The 22,741-nt window shown below is 70.3% G+C and carries 24 protein-coding genes; 13 read left to right on the plus strand and 11 right to left on the minus strand.

Annotated elements, in window-relative coordinates:
• Positions 1 to 50: 50 nt before the first annotated feature.
• The 3 genes from ABD256_RS22290 to ABD256_RS22300 all read left to right on the plus strand — a co-directional run bounded on the left by ABD256_RS22290 (position 51) and on the right by ABD256_RS22300 (position 1,923).
• Positions 51 to 956 (plus strand): LysR family transcriptional regulator, encoded by a 906-nt coding sequence (locus ABD256_RS22290; RefSeq protein ID WP_344421937.1) that lies wholly within the window; start codon positions 51 to 53, stop codon positions 954 to 956.
• Between the two features lie 63 nt (positions 957 to 1,019).
• A complete protein-coding gene (locus ABD256_RS22295) occupies positions 1,020 to 1,466 on the plus strand; it encodes a winged helix-turn-helix transcriptional regulator (protein WP_344421940.1) in 447 nt (148 codons plus the stop codon).
• A gap of 58 nt (positions 1,467 to 1,524) precedes the next feature.
• Positions 1,525 to 1,923 (plus strand): nuclear transport factor 2 family protein, encoded by a 399-nt coding sequence (locus ABD256_RS22300; protein WP_344421943.1) that lies wholly within the window; start codon positions 1,525 to 1,527, stop codon positions 1,921 to 1,923.
• On the opposite strand, the gene ABD256_RS22305 is transcribed toward ABD256_RS22300, so the two are convergent.
• The 3 genes from ABD256_RS22305 to ABD256_RS22315 are packed head-to-tail and all read right to left on the minus strand — an operon-like array spanning position 1,916 to position 4,151.
• Positions 1,916 to 2,692: a nuclear transport factor 2 family protein gene (locus tag ABD256_RS22305; protein ID WP_344421946.1), complete on the minus strand. Its 777-nt coding sequence runs from the start codon at positions 2,690 to 2,692 to the stop codon at positions 1,916 to 1,918. The genes ABD256_RS22300 and ABD256_RS22305 overlap by 8 nt on opposite strands.
• A gap of 56 nt (positions 2,693 to 2,748) precedes the next feature.
• Positions 2,749 to 3,633, minus strand: coding sequence for a VOC family protein (locus tag ABD256_RS22310; RefSeq protein ID WP_344421949.1), 885 nt, complete (start codon positions 3,631 to 3,633; stop codon positions 2,749 to 2,751).
• Positions 3,630 to 4,151: an RNA polymerase sigma factor gene (locus tag ABD256_RS22315; RefSeq protein ID WP_344421951.1), complete on the minus strand. Its 522-nt coding sequence runs from the start codon at positions 4,149 to 4,151 to the stop codon at positions 3,630 to 3,632. Before ABD256_RS22315 ends, ABD256_RS22310 begins: the two co-directional genes overlap by 4 nt.
• Positions 4,152 to 4,221: 70 nt before the next feature.
• Between ABD256_RS22315 and ABD256_RS22320 the strand changes: the two genes are divergently transcribed.
• Positions 4,222 to 5,019 (plus strand): APH(3') family aminoglycoside O-phosphotransferase, encoded by a 798-nt coding sequence (locus tag ABD256_RS22320; protein WP_344421954.1) that lies wholly within the window; start codon positions 4,222 to 4,224, stop codon positions 5,017 to 5,019.
• Here ABD256_RS22320 and ABD256_RS22325 read toward each other — a convergent pair.
• The gene (locus tag ABD256_RS22325) at positions 4,992 to 5,300 is read right to left on the minus strand and encodes a hypothetical protein (RefSeq protein ID WP_344421957.1); all 309 of its coding nucleotides are present in this window, start codon (positions 5,298 to 5,300) and stop codon (positions 4,992 to 4,994) included. The genes ABD256_RS22320 and ABD256_RS22325 overlap by 28 nt on opposite strands.
• Positions 5,301 to 5,402: 102 nt before the next feature.
• Between ABD256_RS22325 and ABD256_RS22330 the strand changes: the two genes are divergently transcribed.
• Together ABD256_RS22330 and ABD256_RS22335 are read left to right on the plus strand one after the other, a co-directional pair.
• Positions 5,403 to 6,230: a helix-turn-helix domain-containing protein gene (locus ABD256_RS22330; protein ID WP_344421960.1), complete on the plus strand. Its 828-nt coding sequence runs from the start codon at positions 5,403 to 5,405 to the stop codon at positions 6,228 to 6,230.
• Between the two features lie 21 nt (positions 6,231 to 6,251).
• On the plus strand, positions 6,252 to 6,449 hold the full coding sequence (locus tag ABD256_RS22335) for a DUF397 domain-containing protein (RefSeq protein WP_344421962.1): 198 nt from the start codon (positions 6,252 to 6,254) through the stop codon (positions 6,447 to 6,449).
• Positions 6,450 to 6,538: 89 nt separating this feature from the next.
• Here ABD256_RS22335 and ABD256_RS22340 read toward each other — a convergent pair whose 3' ends face one another.
• From ABD256_RS22340 to ABD256_RS22350, 3 genes are all read right to left on the minus strand, one after another.
• Positions 6,539 to 7,444, minus strand: coding sequence for a DMT family transporter (locus ABD256_RS22340; protein ID WP_425546494.1), 906 nt, complete (start codon positions 7,442 to 7,444; stop codon positions 6,539 to 6,541).
• A gap of 629 nt (positions 7,445 to 8,073) precedes the next feature.
• The gene (locus ABD256_RS22345; RefSeq protein WP_344421968.1) at positions 8,074 to 8,478 is read right to left on the minus strand and encodes a nuclear transport factor 2 family protein; all 405 of its coding nucleotides are present in this window, start codon (positions 8,476 to 8,478) and stop codon (positions 8,074 to 8,076) included.
• Positions 8,479 to 8,505: 27 nt separating this feature from the next.
• Positions 8,506 to 9,945 (minus strand): MFS transporter, encoded by a 1,440-nt coding sequence (locus ABD256_RS22350; RefSeq protein ID WP_344421971.1) that lies wholly within the window; start codon positions 9,943 to 9,945, stop codon positions 8,506 to 8,508.
• A 102-nt stretch (positions 9,946 to 10,047) separates the two neighbouring features.
• Here ABD256_RS22350 and ABD256_RS22355 point away from each other — a divergent pair, with 102 nt between their 5' ends.
• The 6 genes from ABD256_RS22355 (at position 10,048) to ABD256_RS22380 (ending at position 15,701) form a co-directional block, all read left to right on the plus strand.
• Positions 10,048 to 10,911 (plus strand): helix-turn-helix transcriptional regulator, encoded by an 864-nt coding sequence (locus ABD256_RS22355; RefSeq protein WP_344421974.1) that lies wholly within the window; start codon positions 10,048 to 10,050, stop codon positions 10,909 to 10,911.
• Positions 10,912 to 10,973: 62 nt separating this feature from the next.
• Positions 10,974 to 11,861, plus strand: coding sequence for a hypothetical protein (locus tag ABD256_RS22360; protein WP_344421977.1), 888 nt, complete (start codon positions 10,974 to 10,976; stop codon positions 11,859 to 11,861).
• 57 nt (positions 11,862 to 11,918) lie between these two features.
• A complete protein-coding gene (locus ABD256_RS22365; protein ID WP_344421980.1) occupies positions 11,919 to 13,046 on the plus strand; it encodes a sensor histidine kinase in 1,128 nt (375 codons plus the stop codon).
• On the plus strand, positions 13,046 to 14,338 hold the full coding sequence (locus ABD256_RS22370) for a hypothetical protein (RefSeq protein WP_344421983.1): 1,293 nt from the start codon (positions 13,046 to 13,048) through the stop codon (positions 14,336 to 14,338). Before ABD256_RS22365 ends, ABD256_RS22370 begins: the two co-directional genes overlap by 1 nt.
• Positions 14,335 to 15,030, plus strand: coding sequence for a glycerophosphodiester phosphodiesterase (locus tag ABD256_RS22375; protein WP_344421985.1), 696 nt, complete (start codon positions 14,335 to 14,337; stop codon positions 15,028 to 15,030). The genes ABD256_RS22370 and ABD256_RS22375 overlap by 4 nt, the downstream gene beginning before the upstream one ends.
• Entirely contained in the window at positions 15,027 to 15,701 is a 675-nt protein-coding gene (locus tag ABD256_RS22380) for a response regulator (RefSeq protein WP_344421988.1), read from the plus strand. The genes ABD256_RS22375 and ABD256_RS22380 overlap by 4 nt, the downstream gene beginning before the upstream one ends.
• Before the next feature lie 273 nt (positions 15,702 to 15,974).
• Here the strand turns inward: ABD256_RS22380 and ABD256_RS22385 are convergent, their stop codons facing one another.
• The 4 genes from ABD256_RS22385 to ABD256_RS22400 all read right to left on the minus strand — a co-directional run bounded on the left by ABD256_RS22385 (position 15,975) and on the right by ABD256_RS22400 (position 21,245).
• Positions 15,975 to 17,708, minus strand: a complete 1,734-nt coding sequence (locus tag ABD256_RS22385; RefSeq protein WP_344421991.1) for a glycosyltransferase — start codon at positions 17,706 to 17,708, stop codon at positions 15,975 to 15,977.
• Between the two features lie 9 nt (positions 17,709 to 17,717).
• The gene (locus ABD256_RS22390) at positions 17,718 to 18,641 is read right to left on the minus strand and encodes a glycosyltransferase (protein WP_344421994.1); all 924 of its coding nucleotides are present in this window, start codon (positions 18,639 to 18,641) and stop codon (positions 17,718 to 17,720) included.
• Between the two features lie 11 nt (positions 18,642 to 18,652).
• A complete protein-coding gene (locus tag ABD256_RS22395) occupies positions 18,653 to 19,903 on the minus strand; it encodes a hypothetical protein (protein WP_344421997.1) in 1,251 nt (416 codons plus the stop codon).
• Between the two features lie 157 nt (positions 19,904 to 20,060).
• On the minus strand, positions 20,061 to 21,245 hold the full coding sequence (locus ABD256_RS22400) for a hypothetical protein (RefSeq protein WP_344422000.1): 1,185 nt from the start codon (positions 21,243 to 21,245) through the stop codon (positions 20,061 to 20,063).
• Between the two features lie 814 nt (positions 21,246 to 22,059).
• On the opposite strand from ABD256_RS22400, the gene ABD256_RS22405 reads away from it, so the two are divergent.
• The gene (locus ABD256_RS22405; RefSeq protein ID WP_344422003.1) at positions 22,060 to 22,677 is read left to right on the plus strand and encodes a hypothetical protein; all 618 of its coding nucleotides are present in this window, start codon (positions 22,060 to 22,062) and stop codon (positions 22,675 to 22,677) included.
• Positions 22,678 to 22,741 lie beyond the last annotated feature (64 nt).

The raw sequence follows: 22,741 nt of genomic DNA on the forward strand, positions 1-22,741 counted from the left end.
CCGATGCTCCGGTTAAGCGGAACCGATGGTGCGGTTCGTAGACTGGCCGCGTGCTCGACGTGCGAAGGCTCCTGCTGCTGCGCGACCTCGCCGTACTGGGCACGATCGCCGCGGTGGCGAAGGCGCGTTCGTTCAGCACGGCCGCGGTGTCCCAGCAACTGTCCACTTTGGAGCGTGAGGCGAAGGCGCCGCTGCTGGACCGCACCACCAACCGCGTGGTGCTGACGCCCGCCGGTGAGGCGCTCGTCGCGCACGCGGAGCGGCTGACCGTCGAACTCGACGAGATCGACGCCACCCTCGCGCGCGATCGGGGCGAGCCGTCCGGCACGCTGCGGCTGGCCGTGTTCCCCAGCGCGGCGCGCGCGGTGGTGCCGGAGGCGCTGGCCAAGATGAGCGTGCGGTACCCGGGGATCGAGATCCAGCTCACCGAGGAGCTGCCCGCGTCGAGCGTGCCGCGCCTGCGGGCAGGCGAGTTCGACGTGGTGCTGCGGCACTCCTACGACCTGCTGCCCGCGACCGAAGTCGAGGGCGTGCGGCAGGTGCGCGTGCACACCGAGCCGATGTGGCTGGTCCGGCCGCCCGGCGCCGCGGTGCCCGGGGACGCGCGTGCGCTCGAACACCACCACTGGGTTTCCGACCAGCCGGGCAGCGAGTGCCGCGAAGTGCTCGTCCGGTGGTGCGCCGCGGCGGGCTTCGTCCCGCGGATCCGGCACCAGGTGAGCGATTTCGCGGTGGCGCTCAGCCTGGTCGCCGCGGGCGGCGGGCACGCGCTGATCCCGCGCCTCGGTGTGCGCGCGCTCGCGGACGGGGTGGTCGCCGGGCCGGTGCCGGGACCCGCCCTCGGCAGGCGGGTCTTCGCGGCGCACCGGGAAGGCAGCGGGCGGCATCCGCTGGTGGCGGCGGCCGTCGAGGTGTTCACCGAGGTGTTCACCGAGGTGTTCACGGACCTGGACTGAGGTCCTCCCCGCCCACCGGTGCTAGAACTGCACTGGTTGCGAACTGCTACAGGGAGGGTCGTGGTGGCCGATCAGGTCAGCTTCCCGCACGGGCAAGCGTTTCTCGCGGCGATCTCGGAGCGCTGGAACTACCAGATCCTGCGAGAGGTGTTCTTCGGCGTGTGCCGGTTCGGCGAACTGAAGCGCGCGCTGGGGATCTCCGCGACCATGCTCACCTCGCGGCTGGGCGGCCTCGTCGAACTGGGGCTGCTGGAGAAGCGGGCGTATCGGCCCGACAAGCCCTGGTACGAGTACCGGCTGACCGCGGCCGCGCGCGAGCTGGTGGTGCCCGCCATCGTCTCGGTCACCCGCTGGGCGGAGAGCCAGGCGAGCGGCCTGGCGCTCGACGCGCGGCCACTGCTGCACACCACCTGCGGGGAGGAGACCGAGCCGTACCTCGCGTGCAGTAGCTGCCATCGGCCGATCGAGGCCGCCGCCCTCAAGCCGCTCGCGACAGGGAAGGCCGACTAGTAGCAAGTTAGTACTAATAGTTGTACGCTACTGGTACTGCGAGCGGAAAGGACGGCCGATGACCCGCACCGCGAACCCGGCAGCGGCCCCGGAATGGGTCCTGCGGATCATGCGCGAGATCGACACCCTCAGTTTCGGCGAAGGGTTCGCGCGCATGACCGCCGAAACCGAGATGTACTTCGGCACCGCGCACATCGTCGGCGTCGAGGCCATCAAGGCGTTCTTCGTCAAGATCGACGAGCCGCTGGACATCACCCACGAGGTGCTCGAGTTCTGGACCGCCGCCGACGGCGTCCGCCTGCTGCGCGGCGAAGCGACGATGGCGAAGAAGTCCGAACCAGGGAACGTCGTGCGCGCCCCGTTCACGCACATCTTCTACCTCGACGACGAGGAGCCGATGCGCATCAAGGCCTTGCGCGTCACCGCCGGGCCGTTGCGGACCGACGCGGTCATGTGAAGGCCTGGACGACCGCGAGGCTGTCTTCGTACATGTGATGGCGGGTGACGAGACCGTCCTCGACGGTCAGGCGCAGCGCGAAGGCCATGGTGAAGCGCTTGCCGGTGTCCTTGACCAGTTGCGAGCTGGTTCCGGTGACCACGGCGCACCGGCCGTCGACGAGGATGTCGTCGACCGTCACGCGCGCTTCCGCCGGGTCGCAGTGCTTGCCGAAGGTGTGGAAGTGATCGGCGATGTCCGCGCGGGTGGACCGCGGCCGGATCCACGGCACCACGGGGTGGTGCTCGACGGGCCAGCTCACCCGCCAGTCGACGGTCGGCGCGTACAGCTCCACGATCCGGTCCGGGTCGCCTTCCCCGGTGCGGCGCAACAACTCCGCCACCACCGCCCGCGTTTCCGGTAGCGGGACGGCGAACTGGTGGTCCTCCAGAATCAGGCCGTCCTCGCCGAGCTTGACGAAGATCGACCCGGTCCAGGCGAGTTCGCCGCCGCCCGCGGGGAGCATGTGGGTGGTGAAGTGGATCGAGTCGTGGTGGCCGGCGGCATCCCCGGCGGCGCGGAAGACGAAACCGCCGTCGCGCACCAGCGTTTCGTGCGCCTCCGCGATCCTGGCCTCGATGGCTTCGTGCCCGTGGTAGGTCGCGGTCTCGATCACTTCGGTGCCGTCCGCCGCCCACAACGCGGCGACGGCGGCCTTCCTCGCCGCGGGGTCGGATTCGTTCCACACCGAGACGTAGCGGTCGACCAGCTGGTCCATGTCGAAGTTCATCCGCGGACGCTAAGCCCGCTCCACTGACACGGAATGTCAGTGGAGCGGGAAAAAAACTATTCGGCCGGCTGCTGCCAGAGCCAGAACTCGATGCCCTGGTTGTCCGTGCAGTCGGCGCTGAGGCCGTAGGGCATGTCCTCGACCTCGCCCGCCTGCCCGCCCTGTTCGGTGACGCGGGCGAGCGCGGATTCGAGGTCGTCGACGGCGAACATCACCTTGAAGCCGACCTGGCGCCCGGGCCCGCCCCACAGCCCGCCTTCGAGGCCGTGCCCTTCGATGCCCCAGCCGCCTTCGACGAAACCGGGCTTGAACCGCCAGCCCAGCACCGCGCCGTAGAACGCCTTCGCGGGCTCGGCTTCGGGCACCTGGAAGGTGAAGTACCCGGCCTCCCCGTGCGGGACCGGTGTTTCCCCGGCTTCGGACGGCTCCGCCTGCGCGACGAGCCAGCGCTGGCCGTACGGGTCCTTGATCATGCCGTGCTTGCCGTAGCCGCCGTCCTCGGCCGGGCGGACCAGCTCGGCGCCGAGTTCCACGCCCTTCGCCATCGCGGCGTCCACATCGGACACCGCGACGCGCATGACCGCGCCGCCTTCGGGGGCGACCACGTTCCCGATTTCCGGGAACGGCTCGGCGAGCATCAGCACGCTGTCGCCGATGGCGACCTCGGCGTGCCCGACCCGGCCGTCGTCCATCACGATCGGGTCGTCGCGGCGGGTGGCGCCGAACACCTCGACGTAGAAGTCGATCGCGCGGCGCGCGTCGGTCACCGCGAGGTAGGGCGTCAGCGCGCCGACCGCGGCGCGGGCCGGTGCTTCGGTGGTGGGCATTTCTCCTCCGTTCAGTACCGCCCGCTGTAGCTGTTCGCGCAGCGTGGCGGCGAAATCGGGATCAGGGTCGACGGCTCGCGCCGTGGTGCGGAGGGCGTCGAACGGGTCAGTCATTCCGAGCCCTCCTTCTGGTCGTGTTCGCGGCGGAACGCCGCCTTCGCCCGCACCAGCAGCGCCTCGGTGGCGTGCACGGTGCGGTCCAGCAGGTGCGCGACGTCCCGCACGGCGAGCCCGTCCAGGTAGCGCAGGGTCAGCGCGGCCCGGTGGTGCGGGCCGAGGCGCGCGAGCGTGTCCCGCGCCTGGATCGCGTCGATCTCGTCTTCCCAGGGATCGACGGCCTCCGGCTCGTCCTGCTTGACCAGCCGCAGGTTCCGTTCCTCGCGTTCGCGCCGCCGCCAGTGGTCGACGAGCTTGTGCCGCGCCACGCCGATCAGCCACGGCACGCTCACCGGTGGCGAGCCCGTCTTCCGGCAGGCGCGGACGGCGCCGAGGAACGTCTCCGATGTCAGTTCCTCCGCGAGGGTCGTGTTCCCGCAGCGGGACAGCAGGTAGCCGTAGACCTCCGGCAGCGCGCTCTCGTACAGCCCGAGCAGCGCGAACGCCGGGTCCCGTTGCACCCGCGGTTCCGTCACATCCCCATCGTCGTACCGGCGCCGGTTTTTCCGACGGGTCCGGCGCGGATTTTTTGGGCACGATGGGGTCATGATCGAGACGCTGCGCCGCCGGTACGACCGGCACGACTGGGTGCCGGTGACGGTGGGGAAGTCCGGTGCCGGGGTGTGGCGGCTCGACGGGAGCCCGCCGCTCTACGCCAAGATCGCGCCCCGATCGGAGCACCCGGACGCCGGTTTCGACGTGGCGAGCGAGGCCGACCGGCTCGACTGGCTCGGCGCGCGGGGCATCCCGGCGGCCCGCGTGGTCGACTCCGGGGAGAAGGACGGCATCGCGTGGCTGGTGTCCACGGCGGTACCGGGCCGCACCGCCGCCGACGACTGGACGCCGGTTCAGCGGGACGCCGTCGTCGATGCCGTCGCCGATTTCACGCGCGCGCTGCACGCCCTTCCGGTGGCGGAGTGCCCGTTCGACCGGAGCCTCGCCGTGACCGTGCCGGACGCCAGGCACGCGGCGGGAAACGGGCTCGTGGACCTGGACGATCTCGACGACGAGCGGTCCGGCTGGTCCGCCGCGCGACTCGTGGCCGAACTCGAAGCCGCTCTTCCGGCCGTCGAGGACCCGGTGGTCTGCCACGGCGACCTGTGCCTGCCGAACGTGCTGCTCGACCCGTCGACGTTCGAGGTCACGGGCTTGATCGACGTGGGGCGCCTCGGCGTCGCCGACCGGTACGCGGACCTCGCGCTGATCACCCGAAGCCTGCTGGCGGACGACCTCAACCCGCAGTTCGACGCGCGTTTCGCGGACCGGTTCCTCGCGCGCTACGGCGAAGCGCCCGTTGATCTGGCGCGGCTGGACTTCTACCGCCTGCTCGACGAGTTCTTCTGAGCGGCGGTCCACCTCGTTCGGATGGTCACCAGGTGGTCCCGTCCGTCGGCGGTCTCCCGGTAGACGCTCACGACCCACATGCCGCAAGGCGCGCGCTGGCGGCCTAAGTAGTCTTCGGCGCAGGCTGTCGCGTAGCGGACCAGCCAGTCCTCTCGAAGCTCGTCGCGGTGTTCGAGACAGAAGCCCATATCGTCGACGCGTTCGGTGTAAAGGTGCTCGCGAAAGCCTTTCGCGCTCTCGAAACGGTACTCGAGTTCGTGTGGATAGCCCCAAATCTTCATGTGTCACGAGATTCCGGATGGCGACTTCGTGTCGAAACTCCCAGCCGGAGCACTCCCGCATCTCCGCTTTGCGTACGCGTGATTTCGAGGGGTGAGTTTCGAGTGGGCCTGGCGCGGCAGCCGAACTATCGTGAGCGGCAACTCGGCCGAACGCTGCGGCGGTTGCGCGAACAGAGCCGGATGAGCCAGGAGGAATCGGCCGGGCGGTTGCGCTTTTCGCCGTCGAAGATGAGCCGAATCGAACAGGGGCAGGCGCGGAACTACCACGAGTTCCTCGCGATGCTGGACCTGTACGGCGTGCTGACCTCGGAGTACGAGCCGTACGTGCGCCTCTTCGACCGAGCACAGGAACGCGGCTGGTGGTCGGTGTACGGCATCGCCGATCGTGGATTCGTCGCCATGGAGGCGGAAGCGGCCAAGATCAGCAGCTACCAGCTCGGTTTCGTGCCGGGACTGCTCCAGACCGAGAAGTACATGCGGGCGACTTACGCGGCAGCGCGCCACCCGTGGCGGGGTAAGCGGCTCGAAACCGAAGTCGAAGTTCGGCTCCGACGCACGAAGCGGCTGCATGCGGATCCTGTGCTCGATCTCCACGCTGTGCTGGAAGAGTCCGTAGTGCGCCGACCGACCTGCGATCGAGCGCAGCTTGAACACATCCTCTCTACCGCGGTCCTGCCGAACGTCACTCTTCAGGTGTTACCGCAGGCGGTGGGCAGCCACGATGGGTTGTACAGCAGCTTTCTCGTGGTCGATTTCCCGGAGGCCGATGAGGCATCGATTGCCTACCTGGAGTACGGCTTCGGCACACTCGAAATGGAGCGTGAGGAGCAAGTCCGGCTTGCTAGGCTTACGTTCGAGCACCTTGCCGGATTGGCTTTGGACGAAGCCCGCTCGGTCGAGCTGATCAAGCAGGTGATCGCCGGGACCTGAGCGAGCGCGACGAGGTGGATCATGAACCCGACCACCGGCGGGTGGCGGAAGAGCAGCCACAGCGGTGGAACCGGTGCCAACGGTGACTGCGTCGAGGTGGCGGTATCGCCACGCCAGGTCGGCTTGCGCGATTCGAAGAATCCATGTGATGGCGTGTTGTACTTTCCTGTCGGCTCCTGGCGGATCTTCGTAGTCCGCGTACAGGTCATTTGTCCCTGAAGGCGACCTTCAGGGAATCTAACGTCACGAACTACGCCTTCGCAGGTACGAGAGCCTTCCTTCGCGGCATGGCGAAACCCGCGTGCCACCTACCGAACGGAGATCGGCTCGCGGCGTTTCGTGCGGAGCTTGCCGTGCGAGGCGACGATGCCGAGGATCACGAGCACCGCGCCGACCGGTTGGTTCCAGGTCAGCGGCTCGCCGAGCACGGTCACCCCGAGCGCGACCCCGACCACGGGCGACAGGTACGTCACGGCGGACGCGTTCGCGGCGCCCCATGCCCGCACGACGTTCATGTTCAGCAGGTACGCGAGCCCCGTCCCGATGGCGCCCAGTGCGAGCATGCTCAGCACGATCGGGAGGTCGAGGCGTGGCGGGGTGGCGGTCAGCCACGGGGTCGCGGCGAGCATGATCACGGCGGCGATCGTGACCTGGACGAACGCGACGCTGACCGCGGGGATCCCGAGCGGGGCCACGAACCGTCGCAAGTAGACGAACGAGCAGCCGTAGCAGAACGTGGCGCCGAGGCAGGCGAGCTGGGCCAGCAGCTCGTGGCCGAAGTCGATGCCCGCCCACGGGCCGATGATCACCACCACGCCGACGAACCCGAGCACCAGCCCGAGCGCGCGGTCGCGGGTGAGCCGTTCCGAGGCCAGCGCGACCGCGCCGATCGCCATCGTGAGCAAGGGCGTGGTGGCGTTGAAAATGCTGGCGAGCCCGGACGAGATGCGGGTTTCCGCCCACGCGAACAGCAGGAACGGGAACACGCACAACAGCAGCGCGACCACGGTGAGGTGGCCCCACACACGCGGTTCGCGGGGGATGGCGCGCCGGGTGACGAGCATGATCGCGGCGAGCGCGAGCGACCCGAACACCAGCCTTGCCCACACCACCTGGCCGGGGGTCAGCCCGCCGAGCCCGACCTTGATGAACAGGAAGCTCGACCCCCACGCGGCGGCGACCACCGCGAACTGACCCACGACCCCGGCACGCATGATCCCCATTCCACGCGCCGCACCCCCGCGAACGCCAGTGATTATCGGACACCTAACTCCGGACCCGGCCCGCCCGAGTGCCCCGGAGGTTGGTGAGGAGTCGCCGGGGTTTGGTCCCTGAAGGGCGCCTTCGGGGAATTTGATGCCGCGATCTCGCCCCTCACAGGGCGGAGTGTGGTGATGCTGATGCCCTGAAGGTGCCCTTCGCGGCGTCGGATTCCCTCAAGGGCGCCTTCGGGGCATGGGCCTGGAGCTGGGCGGGTCCGTGACGGTCACATTCGCGGCAGGTACGTCCTTGAAGGCTCTTTTTTGGGGGCATGTGGGTGGGAGTGAGAAGAGGGGTCTGGGCATGCCCTGAAGGGCGCCTTCGGGGAATTTGATGCCGCGATCTCGCCCCTCACAGGGCGGAGTGTGGTGATGCTGTTGCTGTGAAGGGCGCCTTCGCGGCGTCGGATTCCCTGAAGGGCGCCTTCGGGGAATTTGACGCCGCGATCTCGCCCCTCACCGCGCGGAGCATGGTGATGCTGATGCCCTGAAGGTGCCCTTCGCGGCGTCGGATTCCCTCAAGGGCGCCTTCAGGGCATGCGCCCCGGCCCCGCTGGGACGAACCCGAGTGCTTACGCGAACCCCTACTGGAAGAAGGCGTTCATGCCGTCGACGTCCGAGAGGTAGGTCTCGATCGCACTGATCCGGCCGTCCCGGAGCGTGCACACGGTCGCCAGGTGCTCGTCGAGGATCAGATCACCCCGTGCCGCCGTGTTGTGCAGGGAAAGGGCCACGTTTTCCTTGCTCACCAAGATGTTCTGCAGTGCGAAGTGGACGCCGTAGCTCGCGATGAGCCGCGCCCGCTCCACCACGGCGTCGGCGCCGGAGACGTGCCCGGAGACGAGGTTGTCGCCGGGCAGGGTCCAGGTCGCGTCGTCGGTGAGCAGGTCGCGGATCGCGGACCAGTCGCCTTTGGACAGTGCGGCGTGGAACCGCCTGCCCACCATCAGGTTCGCGCCGGGGAGCACGGGGTGGAGTACGAGGTTCATGAGAACTCCTTTCAGGAAGGCAAAAATTCAGTCCCGCGGATCGGGCAGCCGGGGCGCCATCACGGACACGATCACGGTGAGCACCGCCTGCACGGCGAGCACCAGCACGAACGCGTCGCGCAGGCCGAGCGAGTCCGGTGCGCTGAGCGAGGCGAAGAGGCTGCCGAGCGTGGCGACACCGAGCGCGAGGAACGTCTGCTGCGTGGTGGTGAGCACGCCGCTGCCGACACCGGCGCGGTCCGACGGCACGCGCGAGAGCACGATCCGGAACAGCGTCGTCATCGCCAGCCCCTGCCCGATGCCGAGCAGCAGCATGCCCGGCGCGAGTTCGAGCGGGGTCAGGTCCGGCCACGCGAGCAGCGAGGTCCCGGCGAGCACCGCGATGCCGAGAAGCTGCACGACGGCGCCGACGAGCACGACCCGCTGCCCGAACCGGGCCACCAGCCTGCTGCTCAGCAACGAGATCGAGAAGAACCCGATCGCCATCGGCGTGAGCGCCAGCCCGGAGCCGAGCGGCCCGAGGTGCAGGCCGTCCTGCAGCGTCATCGCGTAGACGAACATGAAGCCGCCGAACCCGGTGAAGAACGGCGCCGCGAGCGCGAGGCCGCGCCGCATGCTCGGCATCCGCATCACCGACGGCGGCAGCAGCGGCACGCCTCCGGCGCGCTCCAGGTTCCGCTCGACCCGGATGAACGCGGCCATCGCGAACGGGAAGATCCCCAGGAGCACCCAGCACCAGACGGGCCAGCCGAGCGCGCGGCCTTCCATCATCGGCACCAGCAGCGTCAGCAGGGAAGCGCCGAGCAGCACGGTGCCCCAGCGGTCCACGCCCATCGGGTTGGTCGAGCGCGTCTCGGGCAGGTGCTTGCGGGCGAGCAGCAGCCCGATGATCCCGATCGGCACGTTGACCAGGAAGATCGGGCGCCAGGACGTGCCCGCGATGTTCGCGGCGACGAGCGCGCCGCCGAGGAGCTGGCCGACGACGGTCGAGACGCCGCCGGTCGCGCCGTAGAGACCGAGCGCCCGCGAACGGCGCTCGCCGGAGGTCGTCGCCTGGATGGTGGAGAGCACCTGCGGCAGCATCAGCGCCGCCGACGCGCCCTGAGCGGCGCGCGCGATCACCAGCGTTTCGGCGGTCGGGGCGATCCCGCAGGCCAGCGACGTGAGCGTGAACGCGGTCAGTCCGAGCATGAAGAGCCTGCGCCGCCCGAAGGCGTCCCCGAGCCGCCCGCCGACCACCAGGAGCAGCGCGTACGCGATGCCGTATGCGGCGACGACGAGTTCGAGCGTCGCGGTCGAGGCGTTCAGGTCGGTATGGATCGTCGGCAGCGCGACGTTGATGATGAAGAAGTCGATGACAGGAAGGGCTGCCCCCAGCAGCACGGTGATCAGACCGGCGGAGGTCAGTCCCGGAGCGGCCGCCGCGGCGACCCTGGTCGTCTGCGGCGCGAGTACGGACTGAGTCATGGGTACTACGATCCAGTGCGATTTAAACTGGTACCAGGAGTCTGCTTATCCAGGTATCGGGACTACCTGGTAACAGGCTCCCCGGTGTGTCACAGTGGTTGCATGACCACCGCCGTACGGGTACCGGAAACCCGGCAAGCGCACTCGAACGACGAGGTGCGCCGTCGCGAGCTGGCCGCCTTCCTGCGCAGCCGCCGCGAGCGCATCACCCCGGACCAGGTCGGCCTGCCGCCCGCCGGGCGCCGCCGCACGCCCGGCCTTCGCCGCGAGGAGGTCGCGCAGCTCGCCGGTGTCGGGGTCACCTGGTACACCTGGCTCGAACAGGGCCGCGACATCAACGCCTCCGAGCAGGTGCTCGAAGCGATCTGCCGCACGCTGCGGCTCGACCCGTACGAGAAGGTCCACCTCTTCACGCTCGCGGGCGCGACGGCGCCGTCGGTGAAGAAGGAGTGCAGCGTCGTCACTCCCGCGGTGGAGGCCATGCTGCGCCAGCTCGAACCGTTCCCCGCGGTGGTCAAGAACGCGCGGTGCGACATCCTCGCCTACAACCGCACCTACAACTGGCTGATGGGCGACATCGACGCGCTCCCGTTCGAGGAGCGCAACACGCTGCTGCAGTGCGTGGCGAACCCCGAATGGCGCCGCAGGCTGCCGGACTGGGAGACCAACCTGCCGCGCGCGGTCGCCGGGTTCCGCGCGGCGATGGCCGGGCACGTCGCCGAACCCGCGTGGAAGAACCTCGTCAAGCGGCTGCGCGCGGAGTCGGAGCACTTCGAGCGGCTCTGGAACCAGCACGACGTCACCTCGGCGAGGGTGATGACGAAGCGCTTCCTCGACCCCGAAGTCGGCCTGCTGAAGTTCGACTTCGCGTACCTGAACTTCGGCAAGGGCTCCGAGATCACCATGGCCACCTACACCCCGGCCGACGACGAAACGCGCGCGAAGCTGCCCGTCTTTCCCTCCTGAGGGGGAGCGCGCCCCGTCCACGGCGGGAGCCGCCCCGGCGAAAGCGCGACGACGCTGGGCGCATGACCACCGACGCGCTCATCCGCTCGCCGTCGCCGACCCGCGCGACGATCGGCACCGCCCGGCTCATCGCCTGCTACGCGACGGTCCTCGGTGCCCTGCCCTACCTGGTGCTCAAGGTCTCCTGGCTCACCGGCGGCACCATCGGCCTGCGCGACGGGTCCTTTTTGGACTCGCCGGCGATGGACGTCGGCAACGCGTTCACCGCGGGCATGGACGCCGTCGCGATCCTGCTGGCGTTCGCGTTGACATATCCGTGGGGCAGGCGGCTCCCGGCGCCGCTGGTGCTGTTCCCGATCTGGGTCGGCACCGGGTTCCTGGCGCCGATCGCGCTCGGCATCGGGTTCTTCGTCCCCGACCTCCTCGCGCCGGGAGCGGAGCTGCCGCTGCGGGGCTGGGTGTGGGCGGTGGTCTACGGCGGGTTCGCCTGGCAGGGTTTCGCACTGCTCACCGCGTTCACGCTGTACGCGAAGGAGCGCTGGGGCCACCTGCTCGACGGCCTGCGGGTGCCGGTGAACGCGGGTGTCTTCGTGGCGGCCGGGACCGGTGCCGTGCACGTGGCATGGGCGTTCGGCGCCGGGTTCTGGGGCGGTGACGTGGACTCGCTCTCGCAGGCCGCGATGAACGCGGTGCGGGGCGTGCTCGCGCTCGCCGTCGTCGCCATCGCGCTGACCAGGGGCTGGGCGGCCGCGGTGCTCGCGTGGGTCCCGGCCGCGGCGATGTTCTCGTGGGCCTTCTGGGACCTGTTCGTCACGGTCGCCGCCAAGCCGCTCGCGCACGCCTCGGCGCCGCACCTGATCTTCTCCGCGGTTCAGCTCCTCGGCGGCGCGGCGCTCGCGGTGGCGCTGGTGCGGGCCGTGCCTCGACGGGCCGTACTGCCAAGGACGTAGCCAAAGCGCCGCTTTCGAGCGGACGCATCGAGTGCGCTGGTGAAGTAGCTTTTCAAGGTGTTCCGCGATCACGAGGGCAGGCGAATCCCCACCGTGGGCGACGTGCTGCTCACGGTGGCCCCGACGGCGTTCGTCGTCGGGGCCACGACCGTGTTCGGGCACTGGCAGCAGTGGCACGACAGCAGGCCGCTGGACGTGCTCGGCTACGCCTGGCTCGTCTGCGCCGGGCTGCCGCTGCTGCTGAACCGCCGCTTCCCGCTCACCGCGTTCCTGCTCTCCGGCGTGCTCGGCTGGACGTACTTCTGGCCCGGTTATCCCGGCGGCCCGGTGCTGCTGCTCGCCGCCATCGCGTTGTTCCTGCTGACGAAGCACCGCGGCCCGCTGGTCGCGGGGCTCGCTGGCGGCGGGCTGGTGGTCGCCGGGCTCGTCGCGCAGTTCGTCCGCGGCGGGCTCGAACTGAACGCGACCGCCGCGATCTTCCCCACGCTGATGGTCGCCGTCATCGGTATCGCGACCGCGGTGCGGACCAGGATCAGCGCGATCCGTGCGACGAGGGAACGCGCCGCGGAGCACCAGCAGCGGCTCGCCGAGCAGGAGCGGCTGCGCATCGCGCGCGAGGTGCACGACGTCGTCGCGCACAGCCTCGCCATGATCAACGTGCAGGCCGGGGTCGGCGCGCACGTCGCGGACCGGCGTCCTGACCAGGCGAAGGAGGCGCTGCGGACGATCAAGGAGGCGAGTGCCGCCGCACTCGTCGACCTGCGTGCCACGCTCGCGGTGCTGCGCGGCGCGGAGCCCCACGCGCCGGCGCCGAGCCTGCGGCAGATGGCGGAGCTGCTCGACCACACCAGGGCCACCGGGCTCCACGTGCGGGTGCACGGCTCGCCGGGCGACCTGCCCGCGCCGACGGACGCCGCCGCCTACCGCATCCTGCAGGAGTCGCTGACCAACGTGGTGCGCCACGCGAACCAGCCGAAGGTGGTGGACGTCCGCTTTTCGCGGGCGGACGGCATGCTGGAGCTCGTGGTGCACGATGACGGGATGGGCGCGCGCGAGCCGAAGGCCGGGAACGGCCTGCGCGGCATGCGCGAGCGCGCGGAGGCACTCGGCGGGCAGGTGCTGGCGGCGGCCGTGGTGGACGGGTTCGAGGTCAGGGCCGTGCTGCCGGTGGAAGGGGGCGAGTAGTGCACGCCGGTACCAGGGCGGTGCTCGTGTACGGGCTGACGAACCGGGCCTCGCTGCCGGACACGAGCCCGTTGTCCGAGCTGTACGACTACGGCCGGTTCACCGCGCATCTCGAAGCGTCCGAGTCGCTGCTGCCGCGGGTGGTGTTCGACTACCCGGTTGCCGGTCTCGCCGGTGCCGGACCGCTCGGGCTGACCAGTGTGCGGGCGATCCTCACGGTGACCCCGCGCGGTGATCTCACGCTGATGCTCGACGTCGAGATCGGGCCCGACGCGACCACCGAGTTCGTCGCGCGCATGCTCGCGACCACGTGCTTCCGGCGCGGAGAGCTGACGGTCGACGCGACGCCGTTGCTGGACTGGGCTTCGGCGCAGGTCGACACCGAGTGCGCGCTGGAGTTCGGCCGCGACGTGCACCAGATGGTGTTCCCCGGCGGGGCGCTCCTCGACCAGCTCCACGCCGACCAGCTTTCCCATCCCGAGCGGCTGTCCCCGGCCGCCGCGCAGGTCATCTACCGCGGCACCCGCCAGATCGCCAGCGGCATCCGGATCCCCGGCGGGCTGAACAACCCCGGCCAGACGATCGTCGCGCACGGGCGCGGGGTGTCGGTCGCCGCGGGCTGGGGCGTGGAGGTGGAGACCTGGGGCGACGAGCTGGAGAACACCTACGTCGTCGGCGTGCTCGTACTGGTCGCCGCGCTCGAAGTGGTGCAACGCGTGCGGCGCGCCGCGTTCGCCTCGCTGACCACGAACTCGGACGCCATGCTGGAGTCCACTGAGGACGCTCGGACGCTGGTTTCGCGGCTGTCCTCGGAGCTGAACGAAATGCAGCTCGACCTGAGCTTCGGCGTGGAGGCCTACATCGACAGCGTGCTGATCCCGGAGTCCGTGGTGGAGGGCTTCCAGTCCTCGCTGCGCGACGCGGTCGGCCTCGATCACGGGCTCGCGAACACCTCGCGCATGCTCGAACGCCTGCAGGCCGTGATCGAAACGCGGCTGTCCACATTGGAGGCCGCGGCGGGTGAGCAGCAGGAGCGGAGCGCGCGCCTGATGTCCGGCCTGTTCGGCGCCGGTTCGCTGATGGCGCTGCCGCCCGCGCTGCTGCTGGCGTTCTTCGGGCTCAACGGGCGGGAGGTCGACGAGCAGTGGTCCATCTTCGACATGGGGCACTACTGGCTCGTCTACCTGGTGGTGTGGGTGCCGTTCCTCGTGCTCGCGGGCGTCGGCGTGGTGCTGCAACGGCGGATCAGGGCGTCGTCGCCGCAGCTCACCAGATCGAGGCGGCGCCGGTGAGACCCGCGATTTCCGCGCACCGCGGCGGATCCGAGGAGTACCCGCCCGCGACGGCCGAGGCGTACCAGAGTTCGGTCGAAACCGGGGCCGAGTACGTCGAGCTGGACATCCGCCGCACCGCCGACGGCAGGCTCGTGGTGTACCACGACGATTTCGGCGACCTGACCTACGCCGGGCTGTGCGAACGCGTCGGCTACGAGCCGCCGTTGCTGCGCGAGGTGTTCGGCCTGCTCGCCGGGCACGCGATCGCGCACCTCGATCTCAAGGAGATCGGCGACGAGCACGAGATCGTCGAACTGGCGAAGGAGCTGCTCGGCGACCGGTTCGTGGTGACCTCGCTCGAAGACGTCTCGATCGCCCGCGTCAGCAGGGACTTCCCGGAGGTGCGGACCGCGCTGTCGCTCGGGCGGAACCTGGACGGTTCGCCGTGGTGGCACCGTGCGCGCGTGCGGCTCACCGAGCTGTTCCCCGCGCGCCGCCTGAAGGCGTGCGGTGCCGGCGGGGTCGCGGTGCACCAGCGCATCGCGCGCGCCGGCGTGCTCGCGCAGTGCGCCCGCGCGGGCCGGTTCGCGATGGTGTGGACCGTGGACGACGACGAGAGCCTGCGGCGGTTCCTCGCCGACGCCAGGGTCGACGTGCTGATCACGAACCGGCCGCGGCACGCGGTCGAGCTGAGAGGGGAGCACCCGTGATCCGGGTCGTGCTCGCGGACGACCAGGCGCTCGTGCGCGCCGGATTCCGCGTACTGCTGGAAACCGAGGACGGGTTCGACGTCGTCGGCGAGGCGAGCGACGGGGCGGGCGCGGTCGCGCTGGCGGTCGAACACCGGCCGGACGTCGTCGTGATGGACATCCGCATGCCGGGCGTCGACGGGCTCGAAGCGACACGGCAGATCACCGCGAACCGCGAACTCGAAACCGTGAAAGTGCTGGTGCTGACCACTTTCGACGTCGACGAGTACGTCTACGAGGCGTTGCGGGCCGGCGCGAGCGGGTTCCTGCTGAAGGACATCGAGCCCGTCGAACTGCTGCGCGCGCTGCACGTGATCGCCTCCGGCGAGGCACTGCTCGCGCCGACGGTGACGCGAAGGCTGATCTCGGAGTTCGTGGGGCGCCCGGAAAACCGGCGCATCGACACCACCGCCGTCCAGCAGATCACCGACCGCGAACGCGAGGTGCTCGGCCTCGTCGCCGGTGGCCTCTCCAACGACGAAATCGCCGCCCAGCTCGTGATCTCCACCGCGACCGCGCGTACCCACGTCAGCCGGATCATGACCAAGATCGGCGCGCGGGACCGCGCGCAGCTCGTCGTGCTGGCCTACGAATCCGGCCTGGTCACCCCGCGCGGGAAGGGACGCGCTTGAAGCCGCTCAGGGTGCGGTAGCGCTCCCGCTCGGCGAATTCCGCCAGCCGCCACACCCGGAAGGCGCGGACCGGCTCAGCCGCTGTGATCGTTCCTCCGCAACGACACGGCGAGGCGGACGAGGAACACCACAGCGAGCAGCGCGACGATGGCTATCTGAACCCACACGGGCAGCCTCCTCTCGCCTCCGATGCTCTGCAAAGAAGGGCGTCCGGGCGGGGACTTCGTGCACCGACGCGCCACAAGGTCACCCACGCGGGTGACCTGCGGGTCCTCAGCGCTCGCGCAGCCGGTCGGCCAGCTTGCGTCCCGTCCGGCCTGCCACCCGCAGCGGCGCGCTCGCCTTCCACGACGCGGAGTCCCGCAGCTCGCCGATCGCGGCGTGCGCGTTGTTCGACACCTGCGCCAGCGCGTCGAGCTGCGCCCGGACCGCGGCCAGCTCCGCCCGCAGCGCGCCGATGGTGCGCTGGTCCTCTTCGCGGGCGGCCAGCGTCTTGTCGAGCTGGCGCACCGAGCCGGGCGGCAGCAGCAGCGGCTGTTCGTCGAGTGCGACGTGGATGAACGACCGCATCACGTTCCACTCGTCGGAATCCACCGAATGCGAGGACGAGTCCTTCGACCACCGGTTGTAGATGCTGGTGAGCTTGCCGGTGTCGTGCACGCCGCACAGTGAGGCCGCCCTGATCAGGAAGTGCCAGTCCTCGCACACCGTCAGCGTCTCGTCGAAGGAGAACCCGAGCGACACCAGCGCGCGCGGGAACGCGAAGCAGTGGAACGGCGTGCGGTTCTGCCGGATGTGCCCGACGAGGTCGAACGCCGTGGTGTACGTCGGCAGCAGCGGCCCGCTCGCGGCGTGGTCGGCCAGCTCCTCGCGCGCCGCCCACCGCCGGTTCTGCTCGGCGGCCCAGCCGCGCACCACCATGCCGGGATGCGCCTCGGCGCCGCGGTGGATCGCTTCCACCCAGTTCGCGGTCACCAGGTCGTCGTCGTCGAGGAAGACCACGTAGTCGCCGGTCGCCTCGCGCAGCCCCAGGTTCGCCGGGCGGCCCCGCCCGCCGCCGTCGCAGCCGATCACCCGCACCCGGTGCGAAAGATTGCTCTCGAACTCGTCGACGAGACGGCGCACCTCGTCCTTTTTGGACAGGTCGTGCACCACGAGCACGACCTCGAAGTCCAGGTCGGTCTGCGCGGCGAGGCAGCACAGCACCTCGGTCAGCGTCTGCTTCCTGGTACCGGTCGTCCGCACCACCACGCTCAGGAACCGGTGCGCGGTCGCGGCCGCCTCCGGCTGCCGAGGCGCGCCGCGGTGGTACCGGCGGACGAACTGGTTCACCGTGCCGTACCCGTCGACGCGCGAGCGCACCGCGCCGATCAGCGCGCCGAGGTTCGTCTCGGTGCCGAACGCGGGGTGCTGCGCCACGTGCTGGTCCGATTCGGCGAGCGGGAAGTCCTCGCGCGCGCCCTCGTACCAGCCGGCCGAGCTCATCAGCTCGGTCACCGACCGGTCGGTGAAGAAGCGCAGGTGCGTGCGGTCGAGCAGGCCGGTGTCGGTCATGTTCCAGCGGCCGCACAGGAGCTGCCTGGCCAGATCGACGTGCCCGACGTTCGGGATGCTCACCACCAGTTCGACGTCCTGCTGCGAGCCGAGCGCGTCGGTGAACGCGCCCAGCACCGCCGCCGGGTCCGGCACGTGCTCCAGCACGTCGAGGCACAGCAGCGCGGCGACCGGCCTGCCCGCGACCACGTCGCGCACGGTCCCGGTCAGCTCCGGCGAGGTCAGATCGGCGGTGTGGCCCTCGAAGCCCAGCTCCACCAGTTTGAACACGGCGTCGGCGTCCACGTCGAGCCCGACGTAGGTCGCCCCCAGCGCGCGCACCGGCGCGGCCATCGCGGCCGCGCCGCAACCGACGTCGAGCACGACCTTGCCGCGCAGGTCACTGCCCTCGAGCAGGCGGACCGCCGCGCCGTAGGGACCCTGCTCGGTGAACTTGAATGCGTACTCGCCCAAGGCTCTCTCTCAGAATCGTCTGCGGCCGTACTCGCCGTCGACGAACTCGGCGACCGCGGCCCCGCCCGGCACCGCCGACGGCAGCTCCTTGCGCTTGCGCCGCCGCTCGAACTCGGTGACGGCGCGCCGCTGCTCCTCGCTGCCGTGCTCGCGGATCACGTCGATGGTCTCACGGACGATGTCCGCGCGGTCGTACTTCGTCGCGAGCAGCAACCTGCCCAGCAGGCCCTCGTACAGCTCGATCCTGGTCGGGCGGACGCCAGCGGCGCGGTCGAGGCGCTTGTCGTGGAACAGCACGGCGCGCGGCTCGTGCACCACCCGCCCGCCGTAGAGGCGCAGCCGCCAGCTCAGGTCCACGTCGTTGACGTAGGAGGGGAACGTCTTCGCGTCGAACCCGTCGACCTGCCAGTAGGCGAACGTCCTGACCAGCAGGCAGGCGCCGCTCGCCCAGCTCTGGTCGCCGACCACGGGGTCGTAGTGCTTCGGGTGCTCGCACGGGATCTGCCTGGCGTCGGCCGCCACCACGTCCGAGGTGTGCAGGCTGCGCACCAGCGTGGTCAGCAGGTTCGGCGCCACGTAGGTGTCCGGGTTGAGGAACAGCAGCGTGTCCTCGCGGGCGTCCTCGGCGAGCGCGTTGCACGCGGCGCTGTGCCCGAGGTTCTTCGCGAACCACCGGTACTCCACCGAAACCGACTCGTCGAGCCCGTCGCGGAGGTCGTCGAGGTCCTGCTCGCCCAGCAGCGCGCGGTCCGAGCAGTCACCGATCGCGATGCACAGCACGCCGAGCGGGTTGGCCGGGTTCGCGATCGCGTTCTCGACCGTCCTGCGCACCGCGCGCAGGCAGCGCCACAGCTCGTCGAGCGAGTTCTCGTAGAGCACGATCGCGACCCGGACCGAGGTCGGCGTGTGGTCGTCGGCGGACCGGGTCCGCACGGCCGGTTCCGTCATCGCGCCGCGGGGGTGTGCGCGAGCTGGTCCTTGAGCAGCGCGTCGTACTTCTGGCGCGCCATCGTGCTGTTCACGTCGAACGCCTCGACCCTGATCACCTTGCCGTCGGCGACGTAGTGCCCGCGGAACACCACGACCTTCTTGTCATTGCTCATCTGCTGCGAGGTGTAGAGCTTCACGCCGGTCTGCTGCGCGGCCGCGGTGACCTCGGTGAACCCGAACCGCTCCTGGTCGGCGACGAACTTGCTCATCAGGTCCTGCGGCGAGGCGGTGGTGAACGCCCACAGGCTCTCGGTGGTGGAGCCGCTGTTCGACAGCACCGACTGCGCCTGCGTGACCCCGGTCGCCTTGAGCTGGACCAGGTCCGGCTCCGGCAGCGGCTTCACGCTGGCGAGCTGGTCGGGCGTGTAGGTCTTCGAGCCGGGGCCTTCCCCGTCCGGGATGACCAGCAGGCCGGCGGCCTGGCGCGAGGTCGGGGGCGGCGGCGCCGGCTGGCTGGTGGTCTCGCCGCCCGCGTTGTTGTTGGCCGGCTCGTCCTTCTTGTTGAACACGGTGAAGAACAGGATCGCCGCCACCGCGAGCACGACGACCGCGGAGCCCGCGATGATCGCGGTCCGCTTGCCCTTCTTCGGCTTGGTCTCCGTGTCGAAGGACTCCGGGCCCTGCTTGACCCATTCCGAGCTGCCCGGTGCCGCGATCGGCGGGAAGTCCGAACCGGCCCACGGCGGGCTGAGGTCGCTGTCGGGCGTGTTCCACGCGGGCTGCTGGAAGCCGCTCGCGGGGGAGGACGGGTTCTGCTGGAACTGGCCGGGCTGCTGCTGCGGCGAGAACTGCGGCTGCGGCCCCTGGCCGGCGGGCGGCTGGCTGCGCCACGCGGCGGGGACCGCCTGGGTGCGCTCGGCGCTGCCGTCCCCACCGGCGGACGGCACGCCGTGCGGCGGGCTGACCGGCTGGATCACCTGGGTGGAGTCCGCGCTCGGCTGCGGTTGCTGGTGGTGCGGTTGCTGGGGCTGCTGGTACTGCTGCTGTTGCGCGTACTGCTGCTGCGGCGGGGGGCCCTGCGGCACCGAGGGAGGGCCCTGCGGGGCGGCGGCGAAACCCTGCTGGGGGCCCTGGCCTGCCGAAGCGTCACCGTGCGCGACCGCGGAGGACAGCACCTGGTCCCGGCGAACCCGGTAGTCGTCCGCGGAAAGCCTGCCGGAGGCGAGCTCTTCATCCAGCTTGCGCAGCTCTTCCTGCCACGACACGTAGCGCCCCTTAGATTCCGAACCAACGGGTGACGGGTCGAAACCGCCCCCGTATCACTCCTGCGGTGACCACGCACATTGTGCACGGTAGAAGCGGAGCCCGCTGCCGAGGGTCGAATCGTCACCGAAGCGTTTCCGATGATCTTTGGGCTGGTCGTCAGCTCTTCGGAAGAACCCCGGTCAGGGCCTTTTCGACGCCGCCGAACTTGCCCGCCAGCGCGCTCTGGTCGCCCTGCGGAGTCTGGGACACGCCGATCCCGACGACATTGTCGCCCGAGCGGTACCAGGAGGCGGTCACGCGGCCGGAATCGCTCTCGCGGGACAGCGCTTCCGCATTGGCCGGCGATTTCTGGAAACCGACCGAGGAAGCCTGGGCGGTCAGCGCCTTGACCAGGTTCGTGGCGCCCGCCGCCGACGCCGTCGGCACCACCAGCACCATGTAGCCCTCGGCCTGGTCGCTGGAACCGCGGTAGACGACCTCGCGCGCGCCGTTCGCCTTCATCGCGTCGAGCGCCGCCTGGTCGAACAGCTTCAGCTGCAGGCCCTTGTCGAGCGTCATGGTCGAGTTCGCTTCGCTGGCGATGCCCGGCAGCGGCGGGAGCCGGTTCTCCAGCGACGCGGCCGCCTGGTCCTGGCCCGACGCCGGGGGCGGGGGCGGGGCGCTCTGCGGCTGCTCGTCAGGGGAGGAGCTGAGCCACATCGTGCCGCCGATGATCAGCGCGAGCACGACCAGCACCCCGGCCGCGAGGAACGCCCACGTCGGCTTGGTGCGGGCGCGCCTGCTCGGCGCCGGGTCGTCCATCGGGAACGGGTTTGCCGCCGTCGGGGCGGGGGAGGCGGCCTGGGCCCGCGACGGCTTCGGGGGCGCGGGCGGGCGCACCGCGGGGTGGATCACGGTCGGCTCCTCGTGCTTTCGCGGGTAGGGCATCGATTCCGTCGGGCGGACGTCGGCGGGGCTGGGCGCGGTCGTCGGCCGGTCGGTGGACAGGAGGGACTGCGCGTGGCTCGGCGCCGGATCCGGCTGCTGCGGTTGTTGCTGCTGTTGTTGCGATGGCTGCGGTGGCTGCGGTTGCCGCGTGGCACCGGGCTCCTGGGGCGCGGGCCGGCTCTGCGGCACGGGCGCCGGGTTCGCCGCCTGCCACTGGTTCTGGTGCTGCGGGTGGCCGGGCGCGGGCGGCACCGGATGGCCGGAGTGCTGACGAGGGGAGAGCACGGGCGAAGCCGCGGACCCGCCCGACACCGCGGCGAGCAGCTCGTCCCGCTGCTTGCGGTGCTGGTGCTGGGTGATCTTGCCGCTGGCCAAATCGGCGTCCAGACGTCGCAGCTCTTCCTGCCAACTCATCTGGTGCTCCTCGTGGTGTCCTCGCGGGGTTCACCGGGACCATCGGCACCCCAGGGCACAACCGTAGCGCGAACGGGTGAAACTCGTACGTTCGTGTGGACTTCTGACCCGTTCGCGCAGGCCCGTTGCCGCGTGGTGCAGCTTCGTACCGCCCTCGTCCGATCGGGCCGCGCCGCCCGGTTTGTACGGCGCTTGTACGCCTCCGGTGCAGGATGCGCGCGGATCTTCTCCGTACCTGTGGAGGACAGCGATGAGGATGCCGTTCAAACGCGCCGCGGGGGCGCTCGTGCCGACCGCGGGGATCGTGCTCCGCGCGCCCTGAAGGACGCCCCCGTAGAGGTCGGCGAGGTCCGCCGAGCATGCCCCGAAGGGGCCCTTGCGGGACTGTGACGCCGCGAAGGCGCCCTTCGGGGCATGCCACGCGCCGTCGTGCCGCGCGCCGCGAGGGCCGAAAATGCGGCGTTGGATGCCCTGAAGGCGCCCTTGAGGGCATGTGCTGGGCTTTCGCGGTTCACGCCTCTATCTCGTTTCCGCGCTCGTGTCCCGACACGGGGACCTTCGGAGCAGGCCCCGCGAATGTGGCCTTCGCGGGGCCTGCTCCGGAGTGCATGCCGCGAAGGGGCCCTTGCGGGAATCTGACGCCGCGAAGGACGCCTTCGGGGCATGGGCGCCGCCGCGCCGCCGCGAAGGCGCGGAACGGCGCTCAACAAGTCCCGCGCGAGCCGAGATCGAGGTCCCGCAGCCAGTGCATTGTTCGAACACATGTTCTAAACTGGAGGGAACTTCCGGGGGAGAGGCGGTCGAGGTGGCATACGTGACGTTGTCGACTTTCGTCGGCTACAGCAACGGTTCCGGCCCGAAGCGGGCGTCGTTCGTGCGGCAGACGCGGCGGCTGTACGAGCGCCCGGCTCATGGCGGGTTCGACTTCTACCGCCGTCCGACGAACGCGATCAGGGCGGGCCGGGCGGCGGGGATGGACGAGGAGGCGATGACGGCGCTCGTCGAGCAGGCCCCGCCCGCGGCGCGGAGCCATTTCGCGGCGGTGGCGGACGGCTGGCTGCACTACCTGGGGCGCCCCGAGTTCGCCCGCGGCCGGCTGCCGGAGGTTGTCGAGGCCGGGCGCACGCGGTGGCGGGCCGGCGACTTCGAACTCGGCGTCAGCCCGCACCTCGGGCTGCGCAAGCGGGACGGCCGCACGTACGCGACCTGGCTGTACTGCAAGCTCGAACCGCTCACCCCGGACGTCGCGAACCTGGCCTGCTGGGCGATGAACGAGGTGATGGACGACCTGATCCCCGGCGCGGAGGCGATGGTCGTCGACGTCCGCCGCGCGACGCCGTACGTACTGGGCGCCCGTGACCGGGCCAGGGTCGGGCGGTGGGCGCTCAGCGAGGTCTCGTCGTTCCTGACCCTCTGGCACGCCGCCGCTTGAACTGCCGATTCGTGATGGGGAGTTGAGTAGCGGTACTCAAGACATTCCGGGCGCGGCGGGCGAC

This window comes from Amycolatopsis minnesotensis, from assembly GCF_039529815.1.
GTDB lineage: Bacteria > Actinomycetota > Actinomycetes > Mycobacteriales > Pseudonocardiaceae > Amycolatopsis > Amycolatopsis minnesotensis.

Excerpts from the sequence above, each read along its gene's own strand:
- ABD256_RS22300 (WP_344421943.1), top strand. The coding sequence starts at position 1,525 with ATGACCCGCACCGCGAACCCGGCAGCGGCCCCGGAATGGGTCCTGCGG.
- ABD256_RS22305 (WP_344421946.1), bottom strand. The coding sequence starts at position 2,692 with ATGAACTTCGACATGGACCAGCTGGTCGACCGCTACGTCTCGGTGTGG.
- ABD256_RS22310 (WP_344421949.1), bottom strand. The coding sequence starts at position 3,633 with ATGACTGACCCGTTCGACGCCCTCCGCACCACGGCGCGAGCCGTCGAC.
- ABD256_RS22320 (WP_344421954.1), top strand. The coding sequence starts at position 4,222 with ATGATCGAGACGCTGCGCCGCCGGTACGACCGGCACGACTGGGTGCCG.
- ABD256_RS22325 (WP_344421957.1), bottom strand. The coding sequence starts at position 5,300 with ATGAAGATTTGGGGCTATCCACACGAACTCGAGTACCGTTTCGAGAGC.
- ABD256_RS22335 (WP_344421962.1), top strand. The coding sequence starts at position 6,252 with ATGAACCCGACCACCGGCGGGTGGCGGAAGAGCAGCCACAGCGGTGGA.
- ABD256_RS22340 (WP_425546494.1), bottom strand. The coding sequence starts at position 7,444 with ATGCGTGCCGGGGTCGTGGGTCAGTTCGCGGTGGTCGCCGCCGCGTGG.
- ABD256_RS22345 (WP_344421968.1), bottom strand. The coding sequence starts at position 8,478 with ATGAACCTCGTACTCCACCCCGTGCTCCCCGGCGCGAACCTGATGGTG.
- ABD256_RS22350 (WP_344421971.1), bottom strand. The coding sequence starts at position 9,945 with ATGACTCAGTCCGTACTCGCGCCGCAGACGACCAGGGTCGCCGCGGCG.
- ABD256_RS22355 (WP_344421974.1), top strand. The coding sequence starts at position 10,048 with ATGACCACCGCCGTACGGGTACCGGAAACCCGGCAAGCGCACTCGAAC.
- ABD256_RS22360 (WP_344421977.1), top strand. The coding sequence starts at position 10,974 with ATGACCACCGACGCGCTCATCCGCTCGCCGTCGCCGACCCGCGCGACG.
- ABD256_RS22400 (WP_344422000.1), bottom strand. The coding sequence starts at position 21,245 with ATGAGTTGGCAGGAAGAGCTGCGACGTCTGGACGCCGATTTGGCCAGC.